The following is a 25,865-nucleotide window of genomic DNA, read 5'->3' on the forward strand; positions in this document are numbered from 1 at the left end:
ATTCTTCGACAAGCTCAGAATGACATCAAAGTTGGACTTTTTGGACAGCCCCTTTTTTCGTAAGCGTGGAATTACAAAAACATTTGAACATTCAGTTTAAGCCAATCAAAAATGCCTGCCTGCATAACAAAATAAATTCCTCAATAACCCTGTACCTGCTTAACAAAAACCTACAATACTCCCTTTAATTTTCACAAACAACTTATATATAACCTGCATGCAGAGGAATATGCTTTTATCATAACTCAATAATAATAAATGACTTTGCATCATTGCGTCTCTGCGTTTAAACCCATTTTACCGGACAATGGCTTCTGCTTTTTTCCTCTTAAATCATCATACATTTTGTTTGAATGTTTTTCTTTTATATATTTGAACTTATTCACATCTGTTGAAATTTTTTAAACCTTCACTAGTTTTTAATCCTAAAACCCAGAGTAATGCTCAAAAAATTTTACACCCTCCTGCTTTTCTCTTTCATCCTTTCTTCAGCAACATACGCCGCCAGGCAACCAATTAAATTTGGCAAGGTTTCACTTAATGAACTAAAGCAGACGAATTGTCCTATCGATTCATCAGCAAGTGCAATGATTATTTGCAACTACGGCTATTTTCAGGGGAGTGACTTTTCCTTCACCGAAATAAGAAGAATCAAAATTTTCACAAAAGATGGTACCAGCTATGGAGACATAATTACCCGTGGAGGGGAGGACTACAACGTTAGAGGTTTTACTTTCAATCTGGTAAATGGGAAAATTGAAAAAACCAAGTTAAAAAGAGAATCAATCTTTAAGGAAAAGGTAACAGATGATCTCTATCGGTATCGCATTGCTATGCCCAACGTAAAAGTGGGATCCGTCATTGATATTCAAATTGATTATTCCGGAATGCCCTCCATCTGGTATTTTCAGAAAGAAATCCCGGTTCTTCACAGCGAATTGCAAATAATTCCATCCAGCTATATCGACTTCCGGAAAAACATGTATGGTTTTGAATCCCTGGAAAAAAGCACAGATAACCATTTCATCGCCAAAAACATGCCTGCTTTTAAATCAGAAGCATTCATGACTTCCAGAGAAAACTACATCAGTAAAATTGAGTTCGATATTTTAAGGGTTTCCTATCCCGGTTATTACAAATCTTTTACTACCGATTGGGAAGCACTGCGCAAAACGCTGATGGATCACGAATACTTTGGACAAATCCTGAGAAGAGGAAAGAATTATCTTAATGAAGTTGTATCCTCCATTGAACAAGAGCTTGGGGCATCTGCCTCCCAACTGGAAAAAACAAAAGCTGCCTACCAGGCTATTAAAAAAGTAAAATGGAATGAAGAAGCATCCCTTCTTACAGATCACAACATGCTTTCAACAGTATTTAAAGACGGCTCCGGCAATTCAGCTGAATTAAATTTAATGCTTCTGCAGCTTTTGGAAGAACTGGAAGTGGAAGCCTACCCGGTGGTGATGAGCACCCGTTCCAACGGTATCATGAATCCCTTTTTTCCCTCTTTCGAAAAACTCAATTATGTAATCGCTTGTGCCTACATTGATGGAAAAGAACACCTGATGGATGCAACTGCAGAACAGCTCCCTTTCGGCTTGTTGCCAGAACGATGCATCAACGGTCAGGGACGTCTTTTGAGTGAAGAAACTACCAGACTAATCCCGCTGAATCCGGGCGGAAGTGAGGAATCTACAACATTTTACAGCCTCCGGATGGACACCGAAGGCAACCTCTCTGGAGCACGCCGTTTTACAGGAAAAGATTTCGCCGCGCTGGATTTTAGAGAGCAATATATCAGCCATTCCAACAAAGAAGATTTCATCAAACAGTTGAAAAGCAAACACCCTGACTTGAGCATTAATAACTTAAATGTTGAAAACCTGAAAAATCTGGATCAGGCAATAAAAGTCGACTATGACATTAGCCTGGGTAATCAGCTTTCTTCAATCGACACGTTACTTTTTTTTAATCCTTTCTTACTGGAGCAAATTGAAGAAAATCCATTTAAACTCAAGGAACGGAAATATCCTGTTGATTTCGCTTACACCAAATCCCGAAACATTATAATATCCATTAAACTTCCGGAAAATCTCACTATTTCCGAGGTGCCCGAATCACAAATCATATCGCTTCCGGAAAATACCGCTACCGCAAAAATCCTTTACCAGGCAGCCAACGGGCAACTATCCGTGAATTATCAGTTTCAAATAAACAAATCCTTGTTTTTACCTGAAGAATATAGCTATTTGAAATTATTCTACGACAAAATAATAAACAAACAAAAAGAACCCGTTGTGCTGGTTAAAAAGCAATAACAATCTCATTTCTAACTCTAATTCCGGATCGATGAAAAAAATCTTTTTCCCGATTTTTGCGTTACTTATTACCACCAGCAGCTTTGGAAAAAAAAATCCAGAATATGCTGTAGAGAACATACCGGTTAATTATCAGAAGAACTACCCTGTTGTCGTCCGGGAATCTGTCGTTGAAATAAAAATAGAAAACGCTGGAAAGCTCATCGAAAAACACAGAGAGGTAATTACCATTTTTGAGGATTCTGGCTTTGACCATGCCTACTTCATTGAACATTACAATGATTTTTATTCAATATCTAGCATTGATATTGAGATCTATGATGCTTCGGGCGAACGTATGGAAAAAGCCAACGCAAGCGACATCAGAGACATCAGTGCCATCGACAATGCTACTATTTTCAGCGATTCAAGAGTAAAAGCTTACCGTCCGGATTACAAAACCTTTCCATTAACCGTGGTTCGCTCATGGGAAGTAAAGAAAAAGTCAGCATTTTTTCTTCCCCACTGGACTCCCTTTTATGGCGAGGACATTCCGGTTCTGAATGCACTGCTTAAGGTGGAGCACCCTAAGGATTACAACCTGAAGTACAAAGAGTTAAACATGGATGACGTCAGGAAAGAGACGTTTAACGAGGACCAAAGTATCCTTCAGTGGGGATTTAAAGATTACCTTCCTGAAGATCTTGAACCGTTTTCTCCCTTTTATACCAGTCGCAGACCATTTGTTTTGCTTATTGCAGGAACTTTTGACCTTGACGGGGTGGAAGGAAAAATGGATTCCTGGGAATCGTTCGGAAACTTTATCTCTCAATTAAACCAGGGCAAGCAAAACCTTCCGGAAAAAACGATAGAAGATATCAACCAACTAATCTCGGGAGTTGAATCGACTTCCGAAAAAATAAGGAAGATTTATGAATATATGCAAAACCGAACCCGGTATGTAAGCATCCAGATTGGCATTGGTGGTTGGGAACCCTTCGATGCGGAGACAGTAGATAAACTTGGATATGGCGACTGCAAAGCCTTAACCAATTACATGAGAGCTCTGCTGGGCGTAGCGGGAATTGAATCACACTATACTCTTGTAAGAGCGGGTACTTATGCATCTCATACCATTGCCGATTTCCCCAACAATGATTTTAACCATGCCATACTTTGTGTTCCTCTGGAAAATGATACCACCTGGCTCGAATGCACCTCACAATATTTCCCCTCTGGTTATCTGGGTGATTTTACCGACGGAAGAACAGTGTTGGTAATTGAAAACGGAACAGGAAAAATTGCTCAGACGCCATCACTCTCAGAAAAAAACAACATCAGAAAAACTCATGGATTCATCACCCTAAACAATCAGGGCAACGCCACTGCCACGAGCGAGACGCAATTTCATGGTACATACTACGAAGAAAGCTCCAGCCTCCTTAATTATATGGATGAAGCAGACCGTCGAAAAAAAATAATACAGACTTTACATACCCCGGGGTTCAAATTAAACAACTATACATTTACCGAAAACAAAACCAAAGACCCTTCCATTAGCAGAAAACTGGATTTCTCTATTTCTGAATATGCGACCAGCGTTGGCAATAGATGGTTCATTCCCCTCAATTTGCTGAACAAGCATACTTATGTTCCTCATAATTCGACAAAAAGGAAATGGCCGGTTTTTATATCACGGGGGTGGCATGAAGCAGACACCTGGGAAATTCAACTACCGGATAACTTTAATGCGGATGCTGTGCCGAAACCAATAGAAATCATTTCTCCATATGGAACATATAAATCTGCATCTACCTGGAACTCAGGCCGAATAAATTACTCCAGAGAATTTATTGTTTACAGAGGAGAATACCCCGCCGATGAGTACAAACAATTCAGAGAGTTTCTGGCATCGGTAGTCAAAGCGGATCAACAAAAATGTTTGGTTTCAGTGAAACAGTAATGCCATTATTGCAGGGAGCTCCATCCCAGAGATAAATTTCTGTCTCTGATGAAAACATCTGATTATAACTTTTTCTCGAAGGATAAAATAAGAAAAAATAAAGATTATATATAATGACAAGTTTACCCCATTAAAATCTTATCCAGTTATGAAAAGATGGCAGATTATGCGAGTTTTCATTTTTATTTGACAAAAACTTAAAATTCATTGATTAACACTCCAAAACATCTTATTAGTATATTTTCAGATTTTCAACTTTTTACACATTTTTTTCTATTTTTGTTAATTCCAATATTTTCGCCTGACCCCATAACATTTTAAGAGAAGCTTACGTATAAAACCTTAAGGGATTTTCCCGGTAACTTTTTTTAACCCTATCCCAGGTTCCGAAATGCAATTCATGCATAGCGTTCTCTTCTTGTCCAGACAGGAAGAAAGCTGCCTTGTGCAGTTATTTGCTGTATAAAGATGTTGACCCTAAAAGATACCCCGTGATGAAAAACTCTACAACCCGCATTTTTTTTATTTTTTCGTTGCTCTCTTTTTTCTTTGCAAGAAATATCAACGCCCAGGTGGGCACTGAATTTTGGTTTGTTGCCCCTGAAGTAACTGAAGACCACGGGGATGGCCCTATCTTATTCAGAATAACTGCCCTCGATCAGGATGCCGATGTTAAAATCTATTTGGGAACAGAGGAACAACTAATATGGGAAAAAACTGTACCTGCGAACTCGCAAGAATATTATGAAGTGGATGTTGACATTGAAAACAGACCAGCAAACATTGCAAATTTAGATAACCCATTAAATAAAGGAATCCACATTGTATCCGACCAGGATATCACAGTTTATTACGAAGTAGTAGGAAAAAACAGTGGTGGCACTCCGGCGAATCCTGATAAATTCACATTAAAAGGAGAAAATGCTCTGGGCACTGAGTTTTTTGTTCCCTCTCAGGATGGTTTTGACAACCACCACTACACCACCAATCCGGCAAGAGAACGCATCGACATTGTTGCAACACAAGACAACACCGAAATCACCATAATCCCCAGTGACGATGTAATTGGTCACAGCAAAGGAGAAACCATTACCGTTACGCTGAACCGTGGACAGACCTATTCTGTCGTAGCCACTCAGGCTGGAGAGTCTCATTCGCGGCATTTGGGCGGTACCTCCATTTCCTCCAGTGCTCCTATTGCAGTTACCATTTCCGATGACTCCATTGAAAGGATCGATGATCCCGGACACTGGGATCTCATTGGTGACCAGTTGATACCCACCGATGTTATTGGCACCGAATATATTGCAATGAATACTACTTTTGGAGAGGGCATTAAATCAGACCAAAAAGTTTATATCCTTGCCACTGAAGACAACACCTTCGTCCAGGTAAACAACGACCCCAATAAGGAAAGAACACTTGCCCGGGGAGAATTATATTCCATTTCCATTGAAGGAAGCAATGCTGCATACATCACTTCCGACAAACCCGTCTATGCCTACCAGGTTACCGGAGTGCCCCCCAGCGGCAATAATCAGGCTACCAATGGAACCGAACTGGGAAGTGCCATTTTGCCAGCCATTTCTTGTACCGGTTCTACCAGCGTTTCGTTTACAAGAGTTTTGACCGATCGATTTTGGGTGCAATTAATGACCAAAGAAAGTAACATAGGAAAATTCTCCATCACCGGTACGGATGCAGGTAACAACCTGGCAAGCAACTATCTGCCACAAGCAGGTGACTGGGTAAAGGTTGCCGGTTCCGATGCCAATGGAAATGAACCCTGGTTTACCGCAGTGGTGCGTATGAGCAGAATTGATGACACCCTCCCGGGCATTGCCACCAATACTCCTTACACCATCTCCAATAGCGAAGGGCTTTTTCACATGAGTATTCTGGATGAAAACAATTCCAGTATGAGTTTCGGGTATTTCTCGGCATACAGTTCCTTAAGAATTCAGGGACCCGGCATTTTCTGTGAAAGCGACGGAGAAATTACCCTTTCCACCCAGGAACCCATGAACAGCTACACCTGGTATCATGCCATAGATGAGTTCCACCATGAAGAAATTGCCTCAGGAGTTCAGACCGTTCAGGTTAATGAACCCGGAAAATACTGGCTTACTGCAACCTCTGCAATTGATCCGCAATGTGAACTTACCGACACTGTGGAAATTGTTTCGGTAACACCCGAGTTCACGCTTCAGGGAGATACACTTTTATGTCCCGGTACCCCAATAGAATTTGAAGTTATTGCAGAGGACAACTACATTTACACCTGGCCCGACGGAACCACCGGAACCACATACACCATTCCCGAAGGACTGGAAGCCGATGAAGAAATAGACATTACCCTTACTGCAACCTATGAAATTACTGCCAATAACGATGTATGTACCACAACCGATGTTACCACGGTGAAAGCCCGCCCTGTGCCCGTGGTGGAGTGGAACGTTGCAGCTGAGGACATTTGCCTTGGGGATACCTTAAAAGCAGAAATTATCTCCGGAGAGGAATTAATTCTGGAATATCAATGGTATATTGATGGTACACTTGAACCAAATTACAATGAGCCATACATCATCCCCGCCCAGTCGGGAGTCGAATACTCTTTAACGGTGGTAACAAAAGAACTATGTGATGTAAATAAAACAAAACAACTCACCGTTCATGCACTTCCCGATATTGACATCACTGATGCTGCTGTCTGCCCCGGAGCAACACATACTTTCACAGTAGATGCCGGATTCACCAACTACATATGGCAGGGAGAAGGTCGTGCAAACACCCTCTCTCAAACCTATGAATTGACAATGAATCAGACCGACTCAATCTATGTTCAGGTTGAAGATGGCAACGGTTGTATCAATAGAGACAGTGCCTTTTTCGAGGTTTACAATCAACAGGTATTTTCGTTTGGAGAGGATACCAGTGTTTGTATTGGCAGCCCCATTGAAATTGAAATCCACGACAATTTCACCAATTACCAATGGACTTTTGAAGGAAATCCACTGACTACCTCTCCCGATCACATCTATTCCATTTCCAGTGCTGAGTTAACTGACGAGGGGGCTTATTCCATCACCGCAGAGGATGTAAACGGCTGTATAGTTTCCGGATCCTTTAATCTGGATGTTCAGGAAGTTCCCGCCATTGGAATTGATACAGAAGCGAACCTTTGTGAGGGAGAAGGAAATATGATTAAAATCGGGGTGGAGAACCCGCTTTATACCTCTTTCGAATGGGTGGAGATCAGTGACCCCTCAGCAACAGTTTTGAGCTCCGAAAATTACCTGCTTGTCTCCGATGCCGGAACTTATCAATTAACTGCAACACAGGACAATGGGTGCTCCAATTCCGCAACAACAACAGTAAGTACCTGGACTAAACCCACCTTCGACATCCCTGATGAAACCTTCTGCCCCAACGAGGAAGTGAGTCTGGCATTGGATGAAACAGCACATGCTTGGAGTTCACCACAAATCGATCCGGTAGATCAGGCACCCAGAGACTATACCTGGTACACCCGCAACGAAAATGACGAGTTGGTTGAATACTCCACCGAAACAGATCTGGGGGATGCACAGACAGGAAACCCTGAAGCAGGAGTTTATTTTCTGGAAGTTCACGATGCTGTTTGTAAATTCATTGACCAGGTGGAAATTTCGTATTACGAATTGACAAATGTGGAAATTGACGACGCTGAAATTTGTGACAACGAAACCTATACATTGGAAATTTCCTCAACATTAGCTCCCGATGTATCCTCCTATTACTGGAGTCAGGATGGAACATCAAACCGGGGAACAGACGATAGCAACTGGACCGTTTCAGAAGTAAGCAATTACACCCTCAACATTGTGGACAACAACAATTGCAGCAACACAGGAACGCTGGCCCTCACCCATTTGCCGGCTCCCAAATTTGCATTGGGTGCCGATGACGAAAAATGTCTGGGCGACACACTAATGGTGGTTACGCAGCCTACCTTTAATCGGTATGAGTGGAATGGCAATACCGCCGATGGTCAGACCAATGTCTTTGAAACGCAAGCCTCAGGCCTCAATCTGGCTTTCTCACTGCAAATATGGGATGAAAACGGATGTACCGCCACCGAAACCGCCAGCATTGATGTGTTTTCTCTTCCTGTTGTGGATCTGGGGCCCGACCGAACCACCTGCCCAGGAGAAACAATGACACTTACTGTACCCTCGTTCAGTGAGATCTACTGGACCACCAGAGAAGAAAATGTTACCTCGGTAACAGTGGCCAACGGCAAACACAAAGTGAAAGTAGTGGACAACAATGGGTGCGTTGCACAAGACTCAATGACCTTCACCTGGTATGATGCACCGGCAGTGGAACTGGGCCCTGATGTATTTATATGCCCGGTGGAGTACCCTCTGGAAATTGAAGCTCCGCAAGGATTCCAAAGTTACACCTGGCACAATGGTGCAACAGGTCGTTTTATCACAGCAGACCTTTTAGACACACTGAACACCGTTTATATAATAGATGGAAACGGATGTATCGGATGGGATACAAAAATAGTGGATCTACTGACTACTCCCCGCTACGAATTGGGCAACGACACCACAGCATGTGATTCCGATGAGCTTTTCATCAATGCAGGTACCGAGCGCGTTTCAGAATATGCCGGTGAGCAAACCATCACTCCGTTCATCAGCTACGAATGGAACACTGGAAATACCGACCAAAATCACGAAATCACCGAACCTGGCGATTATTGGGTAGAGGTTTTTGATGGTTGTTTCTTCCTGCGCGACACTATTCATGTCGAATATTACCCTTCACCCGAAATCACCAGGCTCGATACCCTTTACTATGCGCAGGTTTCGGTTTTTGCTGACAACGGAACAAAACCCTATCGGTTTGCCCTTAATGAGGAAGATCGCCTGCAGGATGATAACACTTTCAAGAATGTGCAGAACGGTGAACATACCGCCTATGTGGAGGATAAGAACGGATGTACTGCATTCACTGTTTTCACTCTAAATTCGACGTACGACATCGATGTTCCCAACTTCTTTACACCCAACAACGACGGATTCAACGATACCTGGCAGATTGAAGGACTGGACCGATTACCTGATTCAGAAATTTCTATCTTCGACCGTTATGGTAAATTGTTACGCAGATTCAAAGCATCAGAATCTATCTCTTGGAATGGCGAATATCAAAACAAACCGGTTCCTTCGGATGACTATTGGTATGTAATACATCTGGAACCCATAAATAAACTCATTAAAGGAAATGTAACCGTTAAAAGATAGCAATAAGGACACACCGGAGATTAATGATAATTCCTATATTTCCGGTTTATGGCAACAAGTCCCTGATACCCAAAACACTGTTTTAATGAGAAAATTAATCCTATCACTCAGCTTACTGCTCTTAACACTGACCGCCTTTGGACAGAAGTATTTTATTACCAATCAGTATGCTTATGATTTATTTTTGGTAAACCCTGCCGACGCGGGAAACAACAGCAAGTGCATCACCTTTAACGGTTTTTATCAAAAACAATGGTTTGGTGTTGACCTTGCTCCCACCACCCAATTGTTTTCTTTTCAGGCACCATTAATGAGCAACCTGGGATCGGGAACTTACATTTTTAACGACCGGAACGGGAACTACCAACGCATGGGTCTGCAACAATCCTTTTCTGTTGAAATAAAACTCCGCGAAAACCGCAATGGATTCACATCTCTACATTTTGGGCTTGCAGCGCTCATCGACCATGCTTCCATCGATTACGGCAATCTGTCCGACGGAGCCCCACTCGATCCTGTTCTTTCGGGGGCAGGAGAAAGTGGTACCGGATTCAATGCCAATACAGGAATCATGCTTGAGATCAACAACTATCACATAGGAGTAGCAATGTCAGAGTTATTCGCTCAAAACAACCCCATGTATCAATCGGAGTGGGAACCTCAGACAGGCCCGGCGATACATGCACACGCAGGAACTTCCTGGAAAATTCCGGATCGTGAAATTTACATTGAGCCACTTTTCTACTATCGTAAAGACCAAAACACCGATACCCGGTTCGATGCCAACCTGAAACTTTACATGCCTTCCCTTGATCCCAATTTTGCTTTCTGGGGCATTCTGGCCTACCGTCGCTCAATGGACGAGCAACTGGGGCGCAATTTAGGAATGGGAACCACAGTCGGCATTGATTACAGGAGTTTCTCCTTTGGGATAGAACACCAGTTGGGACTCACCTCTGCCCAAAAACAATTTGGAAGCGCTTTCCTTCTGGTTGCAGGATATCGGATTTGTTCCGACAAAAGCAAAAGAGCAATGCCCTGTACACAAAAAGATGCCATCATAAAAGCCGCTCAAAGAGACAAGAACCGAGGATTGAAAGGAATAAAAGACGCTACTGCCAAATAGAAGACTCCTTAATCATCATTCAGAAATTAAGCAAACTTACATTTTTCGTATAAAAAATGTAAGTTTGTTGCTGCTTATGCGTTATCTAAACAATAAAGGCTTTATTTGTTTCATGAAACCCATTACCAAACATATTCTTCCGGTCACAATCTTTTTTTGCATTACAGCCCTTACCAATGCAAGCAATACATTGCCTGCCGGAGATACAGCCCTCCAAGGTGATGACATCCAGGTAATGGCCAACAACGATTTTATTTCCATTTACGAGAACACCTCCTGGGCCGCCAATGTCACCAATAACGACTACGGATTACAAAGTGGAATACGCGAAATATCCATTTCTACCCCTCCGGAAAACGGTTCTGCTAAAGTACTTCCTGACAACTCCATCTTATACACCCCAAACCAAAGCTTTACTGGAAGCGACCTTTTTATTTACCGTGTTTGCAACAGCAAAGGCAACTGCGACGAAGCGGAGGTAAATATTTCGGTAGCAGACTATAACTATAGCCCGGAACTGTATGACGACCATGTCATCTACTACAGCGACAGCAGCTCTGTATTCAAGGTTCTAATTAACGATAAAGAATTGTTTGACATTCCTCTTGAAATGTCCATCCTTAAGGACCTGACAAACGGCTATGCAGAGATAACCGATGAGATGAGCATTAAACTGAATTTCACCAGTTATTTTATCCAAACAGACTCCCTGGTATATCAGATATGCGACAAGGAAGGGGACTGCGGACAAGCAACCCTTTATGTGACCCCATACAAAGATGCCACCGCACCAGGGGTAATACCGGAAGCATTTTCACCAAATGGAGATGGTTACAACGATACTTTTTGGATTCCCGAATATGACTATTACAGACATCTGTCATTTATGGTATTTAACCGAAACGGTATAAAAGTATACGAATCTCAGGACTATCAGAATAAATGGGATGGGATAGCTAATACTGGCCCGTTAAACGGAATTTTAGTTCCCAAAGGCATTTACTTTTATGTGTTAACCATTACGGGAAGTTCGGAAGAGAAAAAAGGAAGTATTTATGTTAGTTATTAAATCTATTTGAAAAGCGGAAGAATAGAATAATGGGGAAAGGGCGGTATTCTGTAATTATCATATTTTTTATCTGGCAAGGCCTCACTTCAGGCCTCCTGTCACAGCAGAGCACACTCATCACCCAATACATGGACAATCCGCTCCTCCTTAATCCAGCCTTTGCAGGAAACCGCAACTCATTGGCAATAGATGTTCTTTCACGCCAGCAATGGATCGGCATTGAAAGTGCACCTGCCTCCTACTATGCAGGCATCCATATACCTTTTAATCACTCCATGGCTTCGGCTGGAGCCACTGTTCTGAGTGAACAAACAGGGCCATTAATGTACAATAAACTCACTTTCGATTACGCCTATCTTCTAAGAACATCCCACAGGTCTTTTGTCTCCCTCGGTTTGCGTGCTGGGGTGGATCATTTCAACCTGAATGTCAGCCAGCTTCCGGTTATTGATTTTAATGATCCTGAATTTTCAGAAGGAATGGAAAATGAAATTCGTCCCTCATTCGGAGCAGGTCTGGTTTACATCAGGCCATCTTTCTACCTGTCGGTGGCAGTTCCTCACTATTCATTTGCATCCGTTCCCTGGGCTTCCGAATCGGCTTCAAATTTTGAGACCAACTACAATCTTCTATTTAGTGGCGGCTTCTTCATCCCTGTCACCCGCGATATCGATTTTAAAATTTCAGGAATGCATCGCTTGGTTCCCGATGAGATATCCACCACCGATGTCAGCCTTATTGTCAGACATTCGGAAGGATTTCGTGGAGGTATCACCCACCGGTTACAACAAGCTTTCGGAATTATTCTGGGAATGCAGGTTACCGACGAAATAGGCGTAACCTACTCCTATGAGTTGCCGGTTTCGATGAGCCCCATTGTAAAAAGAGGTGTCCACGAACTATCCCTCATCTTTGATTTCACTAAACACATTGTTCCCAACCGCAACAGACGCTTCCTGAATCGAAAGAAGAAAGAAAAGGAACAGGATGAAGAGATGAATTCTATCCGCTACTTCTGATTTTAGCCCGGTTCACTATTGATATTGCCCAATATTTAATGTAATATGCCATTTTACAATAGTTCTTAGAATAAACCTAATTGCAGAGATTCAACGTTTTTAAAGTCAAAGAATTGCAATCATTCATCTTTAATTGCTAGACCGCCCATTATCAGTTGGTTACATGGTTTAAGGGGAGTATTAATACTAAATACAGGTATATTATGTCAGAAAAAATTAAGGTTTGGCCCGGAAGGCCATATCCTTTAGGGGCCATTTACGACGGAGAAGGAGTGAATTTCGCACTCTTTTCGGACAATGCACACGGCGTGGAACTGTGCCTTTTCGACGAAGAAGGAAAAGAAACCCGCGTTAAAATCAATGAACGAACACATAATCACTGGCACATCTATCTTCCCGGCATCAAGCCCGGCCAGCGATATGGCTACAGAGTGGACGGCCCTTATGAGCCGGAGACCGGCGCCCGTTTCAATGCCAACAAACTACTGCTGGATCCTTATGCAAAAGCCATAGACGGAACCATTGAATGGAATGAAGCGCTTTACGGCTATAAGTTTGGAGAAGAACGAGAAGACTTGTCCTTTAATGATGCAGACAGTGCTCCCTACGTCCCCAGATGCGTGGTTATTGAAGATGATTTCGACTGGAGCGGAGACAAACGACTGGACATTCCGCAACACGAAACTATCATCTACGAATTGCATGTTAAAGGCTTTTCAAAGCTTTCACCTGACATTCCCGAAAATCTGAAAGGCACCTATGCCGGACTAGGCCACTCCAAAAGTATTGAGTATCTAAAAAAATTAGGCATAAATGCGGTCGAACTTATGCCGGTTCACCAGTTTGTCTCAGACCACCGGCTACAGAAACTGGGGCTGACCAATTACTGGGGATACAATACCATCGGGTTTTTCGCACCCGACATACGGTATTCCTCAGCGAAATCAAACCAAAGCCAGGTCACAGAATTCAAACAGATGGTCAAAGACCTTCACAGTGCCGGCATTGAAGTTATTCTGGATGTGGTTTACAACCATACTGCAGAAGGTAACCATCTGGGCCCGACACTAAGCTTCAGGGGTATTGACAATCAGGCTTACTACCGCCTTTCGGAGGAAGAACCTCGTTTTTGCGTGGACTATACCGGAACGGGCAACACCCTCAATACCGTTCACCCCACCATTCTTCGTCTCATCATGGACAGCTTGCGTTACTGGGTCATTGAGATGCATGTTGACGGTTTCCGCTTTGACCTGGCCCCCGTATTGGCACGCGAGTTCGACGATGTGGATAAGTGGGGATCATTCTTCGATGTGCTGCATCAGGACCCCGTGCTCTCGCAGGTTAAGCTAATTGCAGAGCCCTGGGACCTGGGAGAAGACGGATTTCAGGTTGGAAATTTCCCTGCAGGATGGATGGAATGGAATGCCAAGTACCGCGACTGTATGCGCGAATTCTGGAAAGGAGATGATGAAATGTTGCCTGAGTTTGCCAATCGGTTAACCGGTAGCTCGGATCTCTATTTCGATGACTGGCGGACCCCCACAGCCAGTGTGAATTTCATTACCGCCCACGATGGATTCACTATGCACGATCTGGTCTCGTACAACAAAAAACATAACGAGGCCAATGGAGAGGACAACAACGACGGTGAAGAACACAACCGCTCCTGGAACCATGGCGAAGAGGGGCCAACCGAAGATGAAAACATTAATAAACTTAGAAAACAACAGGTACGCAACTTTCTGGCAACCCTTTTTCTCTCTCAGGGCGTTCCGATGCTGGTAGCAGGTGATGAACTTGGCCGCACCCAGCTGGGAAATAACAATGCCTACTGCCAGGACAATGAGCTTTCCTGGATTAACTGGAATAAAAAAGACAGTGAATTAATTGAGTTTACCTCCAGCCTTATTAACTTCCGGAAAGCGCACCCCGTCTTTTGCCGCAAGAAATGGTTTAAGTACCAGGCCATCAAAGGAAAGGACGTCTTCGACATAGAATGGTTTACCATTGAAGGAGAAGAAATGAGCGATGAACACTGGAACTCCACTTATGCCAAATCACTGGGCGTTTTTCTGTCGGGGCATGGTGTCAGAGCTGTTTCATCCAAAGGCGAACCTCTCACTGATGACAGTTTTTACCTCATGTTCAACTCCTTTCACGATTCACTTCCATTTAAACTGCCCGACGAAAAATGGGGCAAAAAATGGACAAAAATCATGGATAGTTTCGATGGCTCCTTCGATGAAAAAGGCATCGGAGAAAGTATCCCAGCTGGCCGGGACATTGAAATACAGGGACGATCTGTTGTTTTGTTAAAAGAAGAAAAATAGCCAACTCCCAGCTACAATTTATGACCAACCATCCATTTCCACAACGACCCGGCATCAGCATCAACCCGGACGGCAAATCCTCAACAGCATTAGTTTGGGCTCCATTTGCAAAATCAGTGACACTGGAAAAAAACAAAAGCCTCCGGTTGCCCCTGAACCGGTCTTCGTCGGGATACTGGGAAGGTCATGATCTACCGTTAAGCGATGGGGATATTTACTCCTTTATTCTTGACGGCGAAAAGTTTCCGGACCCTGCATCTCTGTCACAGCCCCAAGGTGTTCACGGAGTATCTCAGGTGGTCGATTTAAACCATTTTCCATGGAACGACGACAACTGGGAGAGCCCACAGCTCGACGAACTAATAATCTATGAACTCCACACAGGCACTTTTTCAAAAGAAGGGACATTCTACGGAATTGCTGCACAACTTCTGCAATTAAAAAAACTGGGCATTAACACCATAGAAATCATGCCGGTTGCGCAGTTCCCCGGCACCCGTAACTGGGGATATGACGGAGTTTGCCTCTACGCGGTTCAGGAATCCTACGGTGGTGCCCGGCAACTGCAGGAGTTGGTCGATAAATGCCATGCACTGGGAATTGCTGTAATTCTGGATGTGGTATACAACCATCTGGGCCCTGAGGGAAATTACCTTCCAAAATTTGGCCCCTATTTTACCGACCAATACAAAACCCCATGGGGTGACGCCATCAATTTTGATGATGCTTTCAGCGACGATGTCCGTCACTTTTTTATGGAAAATGCGATAATGTGGCTGCGCGATTTTCACATCGACGGACTTCGGCTGGATGCGGTGCACGCCATCAAAGATTTGAGCGCCCATCATTTTCTGGCCGAACTAAAAAAGAAGATAGAACAGTTGAACCGGGATTACAATCGGAATCATTTCCTTATTGCCGAATGCGACTTAAACGATGTGCGTTACATCAACCCTTACGTGAAGGGTGGTTTTAATTTAGACGCTCAATGGTGCGACGAATTTCACCATGCTCTGCATTCACTGGTCACAGGTGAAACGAATGGCTATTACAACGATTTTAAAGGCATCTCCACTCTGGTAAAGTCCTACAACCATGGTTATGTGTATGATGGCATTTATTCCCCTCACCGCAAAAAAACCTTTGGAACCAGTACCGAAAACCAACCCGGACACAAATTTGTGGTATTTGCCCAAAACCATGACCAGATTGGCAACCGAATGTTGGGCGACCGCTTATCGGAACTGGTAAGTTTTGAAATGCAAAAAATCATTGCCGCTGCATACCTGCTTTCTCCATTTATACCCATGTTATTCATGGGCGAAGAATATGGTGAACATAATCCCTTTCTCTATTTTGTCAGTCATTCCGAACAGGAGTTGTTAAAGAATGTCCGGGAAGGACGAAAAAAAGAGTTCAAAGACTTCATGGGCACCCAGGAACCACCTGACCCTCAATCGGAAAACACTTTCCGTAAATGCATATTGACGCCACCACAAAAGTGGAACATTCAGCAAAAAAAACTGTTTGAGTGGTACAGATTCCTTATCCAATTCAGGAAACAACAACTCAGCAGAAATAACGATGCCCGCCAGCATTTCAGAGCCGGGAACCTTAGCGACTGTCTAATTCAGCTTACCATTGAAAAAGAGGACACCAAACTACTGTGCTTTCAAAACTTTGGAAAAACCATGGTTTCTGTTGAGTTATCAGGAAAAATACTAACCAGTTCCGCCCTCAAAAAATTTGGTGGCCCCCTGAAAGAAAAAGAAGAAATAGCTTTCGAAGGCAAGATAAACCTACCGCCAGAGTCATATACCATTGTTGAAAATTCCTAATTCAATATCAACCATGTACAATCCCATTTCCACCTACAGGCTCCAGTTCAACAAGAACTTCACTTTTGAAGATGCCCGTTTGCTGACCGACTATTTTCATTTACTTGGAATCGGAACCATTTATGCGAGTCCTGTATTTACAGCAACTCCCGGCAGCGGTCATGGATATGATGTCACCAACCCACATGAAATAAATCCGGAGATCGGCACCGAAGAACAGCTCAAAAAACTATCTAAAACCCTAAAGAACAAACGGATTGGCTGGCTGCAGGACATTGTCCCCAATCACATGGCTTTCAACCAGCACAATAAGTGGCTATGGGATGTACTGGAAAAAGGCAAAGATTCGGAATACGCATCGGTTTTTGACATTGACAGACAACACCCACAATACAGGAGTAAACTGATGGTCCCATTTTTGGGGGACGATGCCGATCGGGTAATTCAAAGAAGAGAGCTTAAATTGATTTTCACCAGGGGGACTTTTGCACTGGATTACTATGGCAGGTCATGGCCGCTGAGATTTGAATCTTTCCTGTGGCTCACAGAACAATCGGAAGAGCCTGTTCCCCCTCCACTATCCTTGCTGTTAGAGCAATTTCAGCTGGAAGAAAAATCACCCGATTATCTCTTTCTCAACGGCGAATGGGAACGGTTCAAAGAAGCTCTGACCAATCTCATTGCAAGCAACCCAACCGTTGCTGCCTTTTTCGACACTTTGACCACCCATATTTCGGAACATTCCGATTTATTGCTAGCCCTTTTCAACAATCAACATTACCGGCCGGTTTATTGGAAAGAGACAGAACACACCATCAATTACCGGCGTTTTTTCACCGTAAACGACCTCATTTGCCTGCGGATGGAAGATGAAGAGGTCTTCAATCATTATCACCGTGAAATAAACCGGCTTACCTCCAATCATATTTTTAACGGACTCAGGATCGACCATATTGACGGGCTTACCGAACCCACAAAATACCTGAGCCGCCTCAGGGAACTGACAGGGTCCCACAACTACCTCACAGTCGAAAAGATCCTGGAACACAGGGAAGAATTACCTCCCAAATGGCCTGTTCAGGGTACCACCGGATACGATTTTCTGGGACAGGTGAATCAACTTTTTACCCGCCGAAAAGGGATGGAGCCTTTGCGGGCTCTTTACTACAAAATATCAGCCATTGACCAGTCACTCAAAGATGTCATCTATGAATCCAAGCAACTGATATTAAATGATCGTATGAAGGGAGAGTTGGACAACCTCGTCTCTTTGCTTTTCCGGCTTAGGATATTGGAAGAAAATGCTTCACAAAATTTTTCCCGTGATGATGTTAAGAATGCAATAGCCCAACTGTTGCTGGCATTTCCGGTCTACCGAATCTATCCCCAAACGTTGCCTTTACCAGGCGAAGAGAGGGAGCTAATGAAAAAAGCCCTGACAGAGGCTCTTGCACAAGACGAAAGTATTGAACCCTTTTTGCCTCTTTTTGAAGAACTTTTCTTTGAAGAGAAGCGTGCCAAAGGCGACCGTGACCATAGAATCCTCGAATTTTTGGGGCGCATGATGCAACTGGCGGGCCCTCTGATGGCAAAAGGAGTAGAAGATACCGCCATGTACCGTTACTCCTGTTTTATAGCACACAACGAGGTGGGCGACTCTCCAGGAATTGAAGGCACCAGCTTTGACGATTTCCACAATGCCATGTTGACTCGTCAGCAAAAATGGCCGCTGACCATGAATGCCACCTCCACGCATGACACCAAAAGAGGCGAAGACGTCAGGGCCCGGTTAAATGCCATAACCGAATTCCCCGAAGATTGGGAAGAAAACATTTCGCACTGGATGCAAATCAACAGCCCCTTTCGCACAAAAATTGAAAACCGGGCAGCTCCATCACCCCAAGAAGAATATTTCATCTACCAAACCTTGATCGGAGTTCTTCCTTTTGATGAAAAAATTGACAAAAACTTCTTGCACCGTATCAGCAGCTACATGCAGAAAGTCTTGCGCGAAGCAAAGGTAAACTCTGCCTGGAATGCCCCCAATGAAGAGTGGGAAAAAGCAGTTACTCATTTCATCAACCGTATTTTCAGTTCCGAACATGATTTCCTTCCCTCGTTGCTTTCATTTCACCGCAAAACAGCCCATTACGGCATTTTCAACAGTCTTTCGCAACTTACACTGAAGTGCACCTGCCCAGGCGTTCCGGACATATACCGGGGCACCGAGATGTGGGACTTGACACTGGTGGATCCAGATAACCGGCAACCGGTCGATTTTTCTGAAATAAACCGAACCCTCAAAAATCTGAAAGAACATTATTCCATTAGCCCGGCAAAACTATTTCCGGCTTTAATCAATCATCGCGACAACGGGCACATAAAGCTTTGGCTCACTCACCGTCTGCTTCGCTACCGAAAAGAAAACCAATCTCTTTTTAGCGCAGGAGAGTATATTCCGCTGAAAGTAAAGGGTATTCACAAAAGCAAAATCATGGCTTTTGCCCGCCACCACAAGGAGAAATGGCATCTGACCATTCTTCCGTTTTACCTCTCTTCCTTCGGGGAAAGCAACAAACCGGTATGCCCCAGCGAAATTGACTGGAAAAATACCAGAGTGCTGTTGCCTGAAGAATACCCAACAGACTGGGTAAACATCTTCACCGGACGCCCCTACTCTGCAGGGCAGGAAATATCCGTATCTGAAATATTCGAGATGGCTCCTGTAGGTATTCTTCATGCCGATGCAGGCCGAAAATCCCGTTCAGCAGGAGTTTTGATGCATATCACCTCCTTACCTGGGCGTTTTGCTTCAGGAGATTTTGGTTCGGAGGCCTTCCGGTTTGTGGATTTCCTCAAAGAATCAGGACACTCTTACTGGCAGGTTTTGCCCTTTACTCAAACTACCACACAAAGCGAATGGTCACCCTACTCCTCTCCATCAGCCTTTGCAGGTAATATTCTGTTCATCAGTCCCCGGCAACTTGCCGAAGAATCGCTCATTAGCAAAAAAGATCTTAAAGAAAAAGAGAGCACCCTTTCCGACAAAGCAGATTTCAGGAAAGCCCTCTCCATCAGAGAAGAACTTACCCGTTCAGCATACGAAAATTTCTTTACGCATTGTAGTGCCCCTCAACGCAACAATTTCCTGGATTTCTGTGAACAGGAAAAATACTGGATTCACGATTATGCCCTTTTTATCGTTCTGAAAAAGCAATTCGATGATGCTCCATGGAATAAATGGCCAAAAGAATTCAGAGATCGCGAAGAGCAGTCCCTTCAGAAGTTCCATAACGAAAACCGACGGAAGGTAGAACTGGAGAAGTTTCGCCAATACCTCTTTAGCCAGCAATGGCAGGAGCTAAAGAAATATGCCAACCATCATGGCATCCGCATCATCGGAGATGTCCCCATCTACGTAAGTTACGACAATGCCGATGTGTGGTCGAACCCTCATCTTTTCAAGCTTCGTGCCGATAAAACCATGAGTGCTGTGGCAGGGGTTCCACCCGACTATTTCAGCCGAACAGGACAACTTTGGAACATGCCCGTCTATAACTGGAAGAAAATAGAAAAAGAAAACTTTAAATGGTGGGTATATCGCATCAGGAAAAACCTTGAACTTTTTGACCTGGTCAGGCTTGATCATTTCAGAGGGTTTGAGTCTTTCTGGGAAGTTCCGGCTGATGAAGAAACTGCTGAAAACGGCAGCTGGGTTAAAGGCCCCGGAAACACTTTTCTTAAAATGTTGAAGAAAGAATTTCCATTGATGCCCTTTATTGCAGAAGATCTGGGTGAAATAGATGAAAATGTTTACCGCCTGCGCGATGAATACAAGCTTCCCGGAATGAAGGTCCTCCAGTTTTCCTTCGGAAGCAACATCGCAGAATCGGTTCACTCGCCCCACAACCACTCTTTCAATAGTGTGGTTTATACCGGCACTCACGATAACAATACCGCCAGAGGCTGGTTTCAGAACGAAGCCGATAAAACCACCAGAAACCGATTGAAACTTTACACCGGAAACAAAGTGAAATCGCGTAATGTCCATAAAATCCTGACACGTTTGGCATGGGGTTCACAGTCCAAACTGTCCGTTATACCGGTTCAGGATCTGCTTGGTAAAAGCGGAGAAGCTCAAATGAACAAGCCATCGGTGGCAAAAGGCAACTGGTCGTGGCGCCTAAAAACAATGGACGAACTGAATGCGGTGGCCGGCGAAATCAGGGAATTGCTTAACCTATTTGCCAGGTAAAACCGGAACTTTTTGATATTCATTCACGTTTTAATGAATTGCATCTGGTCCGAAAATTTCCTATTTTACGAATGCCTGCGTCCTTTTTAATCAAGAAAATTTGCTGCATGGAGTATTTCGACAAAATAACCCCTCTTCAACAAAACAAACTTGACAGGTTTTGCATTGACAATGCAGGCATAGGTATTTATCAAATTTCGGATGTCGACGGCCGCATTCTGTCTGTCAACCAACAAGCTTGTCGCGATTTGGGTTACACTAAGAAGGAGTTGGAGAACATGACCATCTTTGATTTGGATCCAAATTTTTCTAAACCCCTCGAAGAAAAGTGGCATTCGCACAGGAACACTATAAGAAAAAACGGTACCGGAACAATTGAGACACTTCACAAAAGAAAAGATGGAACTCTGTTACCCGTCGAAGTAACAATTACCTACCTTGAATTTGAAGGGGAAATCATCTCCTTCTCTTTTGTGCGCAATATCACAAAAAGAAAAAAAGCAGAGCAAGAACTCCAACAAAAAGAGCAGAAGCATAAAGAAGAACTCAGGGAAAGCAGAAATTACTTTTCTAATTTGCTAAACAACCTTCCCGGAATGGCATTTCGTTGTCTGAACAACATCTCCTGGCCAATGGAGTTTGTTAGTAAAGGCTGTGAAAAACTTACCGGATATAGCAAAGAAGAACTTACCCAAAACGCAGTGGTTTCGTTTGGCGATCTTATTTATCCCGACGACCGGGAAAGAGTATGGAATACTGTTCAGAATGCGGTTGTAAATCATTCGAACTATCATGTAGAATATCGGTTAACAACCAAAAACGGGAAGGAAATATGGGTTTGGGAGCAAGGTAATGTAGCCAATCCAGACTCAACAGAAAGACCGATTATTGAAGGGTTTATCACCGACATTTCAGGCCAGAAAAAACTGGAGCAGCAACTAAAAGAAAATGACCGCCTAAAAACAGCATTCTTACAAAATATTTCACATGAAATCCGCACCCCGCTCAATGCAATACTTGGGTTCTCAGAATTAATCAAACACCCCGAGCTGACTGAAGCGGAGCGGTCGGAATACATCAACATCATACAATCAGGCGGAGAGAAATTGCTGTCTATTCTCAACAACGTTTTAGAGTTGTCGCGCATCGAGACAGGTACTATTTCGGTGGAGCCATCAACAATTCAGGTAAACACGTTACTGAAGGAACTTCATGCACTTTTTACTCCCCAGGCAAAAGAAAAAAATCTACAACTTATATTAAACATCCCACCCCAGAAAACCACTCTTTCATCCGATTACACAAAGTTGAGCCAAATACTCACCAACCTCATCAGTAATGCAATAAAATACACTGAAAGAGGAAATATTGAAATTGGTTATGAGGAAAAAGCTAAAGGCCTTCTCTTTTTTATTAAAGATACTGGAATGGGCATTTCCACAGAACAACAACAAAAAGTTTTTGAACGTTTTTATCGATCAGACAATCCCAAAACCCTGAAATATGACGGAGTAGGTCTCGGGCTGTCAATCTGCATGGGTTTTATAGAAATTCTGAAAGGAGAAATATGGCTGGAGTCGGAACTCGACAAAGGCACAAGTTTTTTCTTTTCATTACCTAATCTATGAATATTTGTTTACTTTTAAAGTTCATCTTCTTTAACCTGTATTATTCATAAATTATCTATTCCAATGTCCAATTATTTGCAAAATACAATCGTTCCCAATAAAACTGATTTGAAAACAATTCATTATTCTCTTCCCCAATTTTATCTGCGGTTGGTTGTACATCCTGCCACTTGAACACCTCATAAAGAAAATGCATAAAAAAAGCAGTTTAAGAGAAATATGAAGCTGAACCGAAAACAAAAAGAGACCACTTTTAAGCTAATCAACTGGTGGGAAGAAGAGAAGCTTCTTACCGGAAGTCAAGGAAAGCAGCTCAAAGAAAGTCTGGAAATAAAAACCATCAACTGGAAAAAGGTTGCAGAATATCTGATGATTCTGGCAATCATCAGCATTGTGGCCGCATTTCTGACCCTTGTGGCAGACGAATGGATCCTGGAATTGTTCGAACGCCTCTTTAACATGTCCGACGGAGTCATTCTGATCTTACTGCTCATCCTCTCGGGGGGATTCATTTTCGCCGCTTGGAAAATGCCCTCTAATCGGAAGAACCAGCGCATTTCAATGGAGGCTCTTTTGGTCCTGGGAAGCATCTCTTTTGGTGGAGCGTTGAACTATATCGGAAAAATATCAGGCCTTTCAGGTTTCGGAGAAACCTTCCTGTTAATAATTTTTGCCATCCAGGCCTTTGCCATTTCATGGTTCTTTAGAAGCCTTCTATTTTCGGGAATCGGCTGGGCATGCGTGATGCTTTGGCTGGGAATTGAAAGCTCTCCAAATGATCCTTCCGATAGCGGATGGCTCGGAATGAACCTTGCATTAAGATATCTGTTTTTCTCACTGATACCCTTACTCACCGGATTTTGGCTAAAACATCGTCAGAAACTGCCAGAGTTCGCCTCCCTTTCTGAGCGGACGGGCTGGCTCTTTTTCTGGCTGGCCTTATGGGGAGTTGCGCTGTTTGGAAACCACCATGGCCTGGATTCCTGGGAAATAACCTCCTCTTTTTCATTGCTTCCCTGGGGTGTATTGATGGGAGCTTTTGGAGGGATCGTTTGGGCTATCGGCCGCAGGCGCGACAACAAAGAGTGGATGTGGATGGGAGGACTGGCGTTGATAGCCGATGGTTACACTCAGTTTTTCCTGTTTCTGTGGGCACCCCTTCATCCCGCACTCTTTTTCACCATAATGGGGGGCTCATTCTGGCTGTTGGGCCGTAGAGCTGAAATGATCAAGCATTAAAAAAAAATAAAACCATGTTCTCAAAAGAAACTTACGTCAACAGACGCAAACAATTGAAAAACAAAATCAATAGTGGACTAGTGCTCATTCTTGGAAACAATGACTCCCCGATGAACTATAAATCCAATACTTATCATTTCAGACAGGACAGTACTTTCCTTTACTTTTTTGGAATAGACCTCCAGGGATTGGCTGCAATTATCGACATTGACAACAATGAAGACATCCTGTTTGGTGATGATTATACCATCGACGACACCATCTGGATGGGGCCCCAAACTTCCATGCAAGAAAAAGCAGCACTATCGGGCATTAACCGGACAGAACCTTTTGCTAAGCTCTCCACCACTGTTTCAGAGGCAATCAGCAAAAAACGCCTCGTCCATTTCACACCCCCTTATCGCGGTGAGAATATCATGCTTTTGGCCGATTTGCTGAATATCCATCACAGAGAAGTGGAAAAACAATCTTCCCTTGAGCTGACAAAAGCCTGTATTGACCTGCGAAGCATTAAAGAGCCCTGTGAAATTGAAGAGATGGAACGACAGATGACCACAGCGTACAAAATGCATACAACTGCTATGAAAATGGCACGGCCCGGCATTCCCGAGCAGGAAATTACCGGGGTTCTTGAGGGGGTTTCCATGTCGGGGGGAGGAATGATTTCTTTTCCGGTTATTTGTTCAGTAAGGGGTGAAACACTTCACAATCACTATCACGGAAATATGCTGAAAAAAGGAGATCTGCTTCTGGTAGACGCCGGGAGCGAATCGCAGCTTCATTATGCCACCGACCATACAAGGACAACACCCGTAACAGGCAAGTTTTCTGAGACCCAGCGAAAAGTTTATCAGATAGTACTGGAAGCCAATGACAGGGCAAGAGAAGCCACCAAACCGGGAGTTGCATACCGGGACGTTCACCTTTTGGCCTGTAAGGTAATTACCTCCGGTCTCAAAGAGATGGGACTGATGAAGGGCAACATCGACGAAGCCGTAGCGGCCGGAGCCCATGCTCTTTTTATGCCTCACGGACTCGGTCACATGATAGGCCTCGATGTTCACGACATGGAAGATTATGACGACACCCTGGTGGGGTACGACGAGGAAGTAGAACGCTCCACACAGTTTGGCCTGGCAGCCCTCCGTTTGGGCCGTCGCCTACAGCCAGGCTTTACCATTACCAACGAACCCGGAGTTTATTTTATTCCCGCACTCATCGACAACTGGAAAGCCGCAAACAAATTTACCGAATTCATCAATTACGAAAAGTTAGAGGAATTCAAAGGGTTTGGCGGCATCCGCCTGGAGGACGACCTGCTGGTAACCGAAGAAGGATGCAGAATTCTTGGCAAACGCATTCCCATTACAGTTGAAGAAGTTGAACAGATTGCAGGAACAGGAGTGTGAAATAAACCACATAAGGCATCATGGAAAATAAAACTCAGATCAACAAAGAGAAAAAGCGTTTTGAGCTAAAAGCCGACGGACATCTCGCCACCTTGTATTACGAAGTTTACGAACCATCGGTATGGTCGCTTACTCATACGCTGGTACCTGACCCGCTGAAAGGTAAAGGCATTGGGTCAAGGCTTGCAGGGCAGGTATTAACTTACTGCAGAGAAAACCAAATCCGGATCATTCCGGAATGCACCTTTGTGGTTGCATACATTAAAAAACATCCCGAATGGAAAGACATATTGTTTGAACAGGAATGAACCATCTCAAACATCCCCCTGAGCTACTTCATTAAGGATTTGGCCCCAAGCGACCATGTCAAATTTCCATGATGTTTGGTG

General features: G+C 43.7%; 13 protein-coding genes. All 13 read left to right on the plus strand.

The window, feature by feature from the left end; translation table 11 throughout:
* Nucleotides 1-440 precede the first annotated feature (440 nt).
* Nucleotides 441-2,321 (plus strand): hypothetical protein, encoded by a 1,881-nt coding sequence (locus tag QZZ43_RS09090; protein ID WP_291858122.1) that lies wholly within the window; start codon nucleotides 441-443, stop codon nucleotides 2,319-2,321.
* Nucleotides 2,322-2,352: 31 nt separating this feature from the next.
* Nucleotides 2,353-4,263: a DUF3857 domain-containing protein gene (locus QZZ43_RS09095; RefSeq protein WP_291858125.1), complete on the plus strand. Its 1,911-nt coding sequence runs from the start codon at nucleotides 2,353-2,355 to the stop codon at nucleotides 4,261-4,263.
* 494 nt (nucleotides 4,264-4,757) lie between these two features.
* Nucleotides 4,758-9,560 (plus strand): T9SS type B sorting domain-containing protein, encoded by a 4,803-nt coding sequence (locus tag QZZ43_RS09100; RefSeq protein ID WP_291858127.1) that lies wholly within the window; start codon nucleotides 4,758-4,760, stop codon nucleotides 9,558-9,560.
* Between the two features lie 85 nt (nucleotides 9,561-9,645).
* The gene (locus QZZ43_RS09105) at nucleotides 9,646-10,686 is read left to right on the plus strand and encodes a PorP/SprF family type IX secretion system membrane protein (RefSeq protein WP_291858131.1); all 1,041 of its coding nucleotides are present in this window, start codon (nucleotides 9,646-9,648) and stop codon (nucleotides 10,684-10,686) included.
* Between the two features lie 112 nt (nucleotides 10,687-10,798).
* The gene (locus QZZ43_RS09110) at nucleotides 10,799-11,755 is read left to right on the plus strand and encodes a gliding motility-associated C-terminal domain-containing protein (protein ID WP_291858135.1); all 957 of its coding nucleotides are present in this window, start codon (nucleotides 10,799-10,801) and stop codon (nucleotides 11,753-11,755) included.
* 29 nt (nucleotides 11,756-11,784) lie between these two features.
* A complete protein-coding gene (locus QZZ43_RS09115; RefSeq protein WP_291858138.1) occupies nucleotides 11,785-12,774 on the plus strand; it encodes a PorP/SprF family type IX secretion system membrane protein in 990 nt (329 codons plus the stop codon).
* A 203-nt stretch (nucleotides 12,775-12,977) separates the two neighbouring features.
* Complete coding sequence (gene glgX / locus QZZ43_RS09120) at nucleotides 12,978-15,107, plus strand: glycogen debranching protein GlgX (RefSeq protein WP_291858141.1); 2,130 nt, start codon at nucleotides 12,978-12,980, stop codon at nucleotides 15,105-15,107.
* 20 nt (nucleotides 15,108-15,127) lie between these two features.
* Nucleotides 15,128-16,945, plus strand: a complete 1,818-nt coding sequence (gene treZ / locus QZZ43_RS09125) for a malto-oligosyltrehalose trehalohydrolase (RefSeq protein ID WP_291858144.1) — start codon at nucleotides 15,128-15,130, stop codon at nucleotides 16,943-16,945.
* 13 nt (nucleotides 16,946-16,958) lie between these two features.
* Nucleotides 16,959-21,200, plus strand: coding sequence for a malto-oligosyltrehalose synthase (gene treY / locus QZZ43_RS09130; protein WP_291858147.1), 4,242 nt, complete (start codon nucleotides 16,959-16,961; stop codon nucleotides 21,198-21,200).
* A 107-nt stretch (nucleotides 21,201-21,307) separates the two neighbouring features.
* On the plus strand, nucleotides 21,308-22,828 hold the full coding sequence (locus QZZ43_RS09135) for a PAS domain S-box protein (protein ID WP_291858150.1): 1,521 nt from the start codon (nucleotides 21,308-21,310) through the stop codon (nucleotides 22,826-22,828).
* Nucleotides 22,829-23,047: 219 nt separating this feature from the next.
* A complete protein-coding gene (locus tag QZZ43_RS09140) occupies nucleotides 23,048-24,067 on the plus strand; it encodes a DUF2157 domain-containing protein (protein ID WP_291858154.1) in 1,020 nt (339 codons plus the stop codon).
* A 14-nt stretch (nucleotides 24,068-24,081) separates the two neighbouring features.
* The gene (locus tag QZZ43_RS09145; RefSeq protein ID WP_291858157.1) at nucleotides 24,082-25,476 is read left to right on the plus strand and encodes an aminopeptidase P family protein; all 1,395 of its coding nucleotides are present in this window, start codon (nucleotides 24,082-24,084) and stop codon (nucleotides 25,474-25,476) included.
* Between the two features lie 20 nt (nucleotides 25,477-25,496).
* Nucleotides 25,497-25,784 (plus strand): GNAT family N-acetyltransferase, encoded by a 288-nt coding sequence (locus QZZ43_RS09150; RefSeq protein WP_291858160.1) that lies wholly within the window; start codon nucleotides 25,497-25,499, stop codon nucleotides 25,782-25,784.
* Nucleotides 25,785-25,865 lie beyond the last annotated feature (81 nt).

Source organism: Marinilabilia sp. (assembly GCF_016278715.1).
In the GTDB taxonomy this organism is placed as follows: domain Bacteria; phylum Bacteroidota; class Bacteroidia; order Bacteroidales; family Marinilabiliaceae; genus Marinilabilia.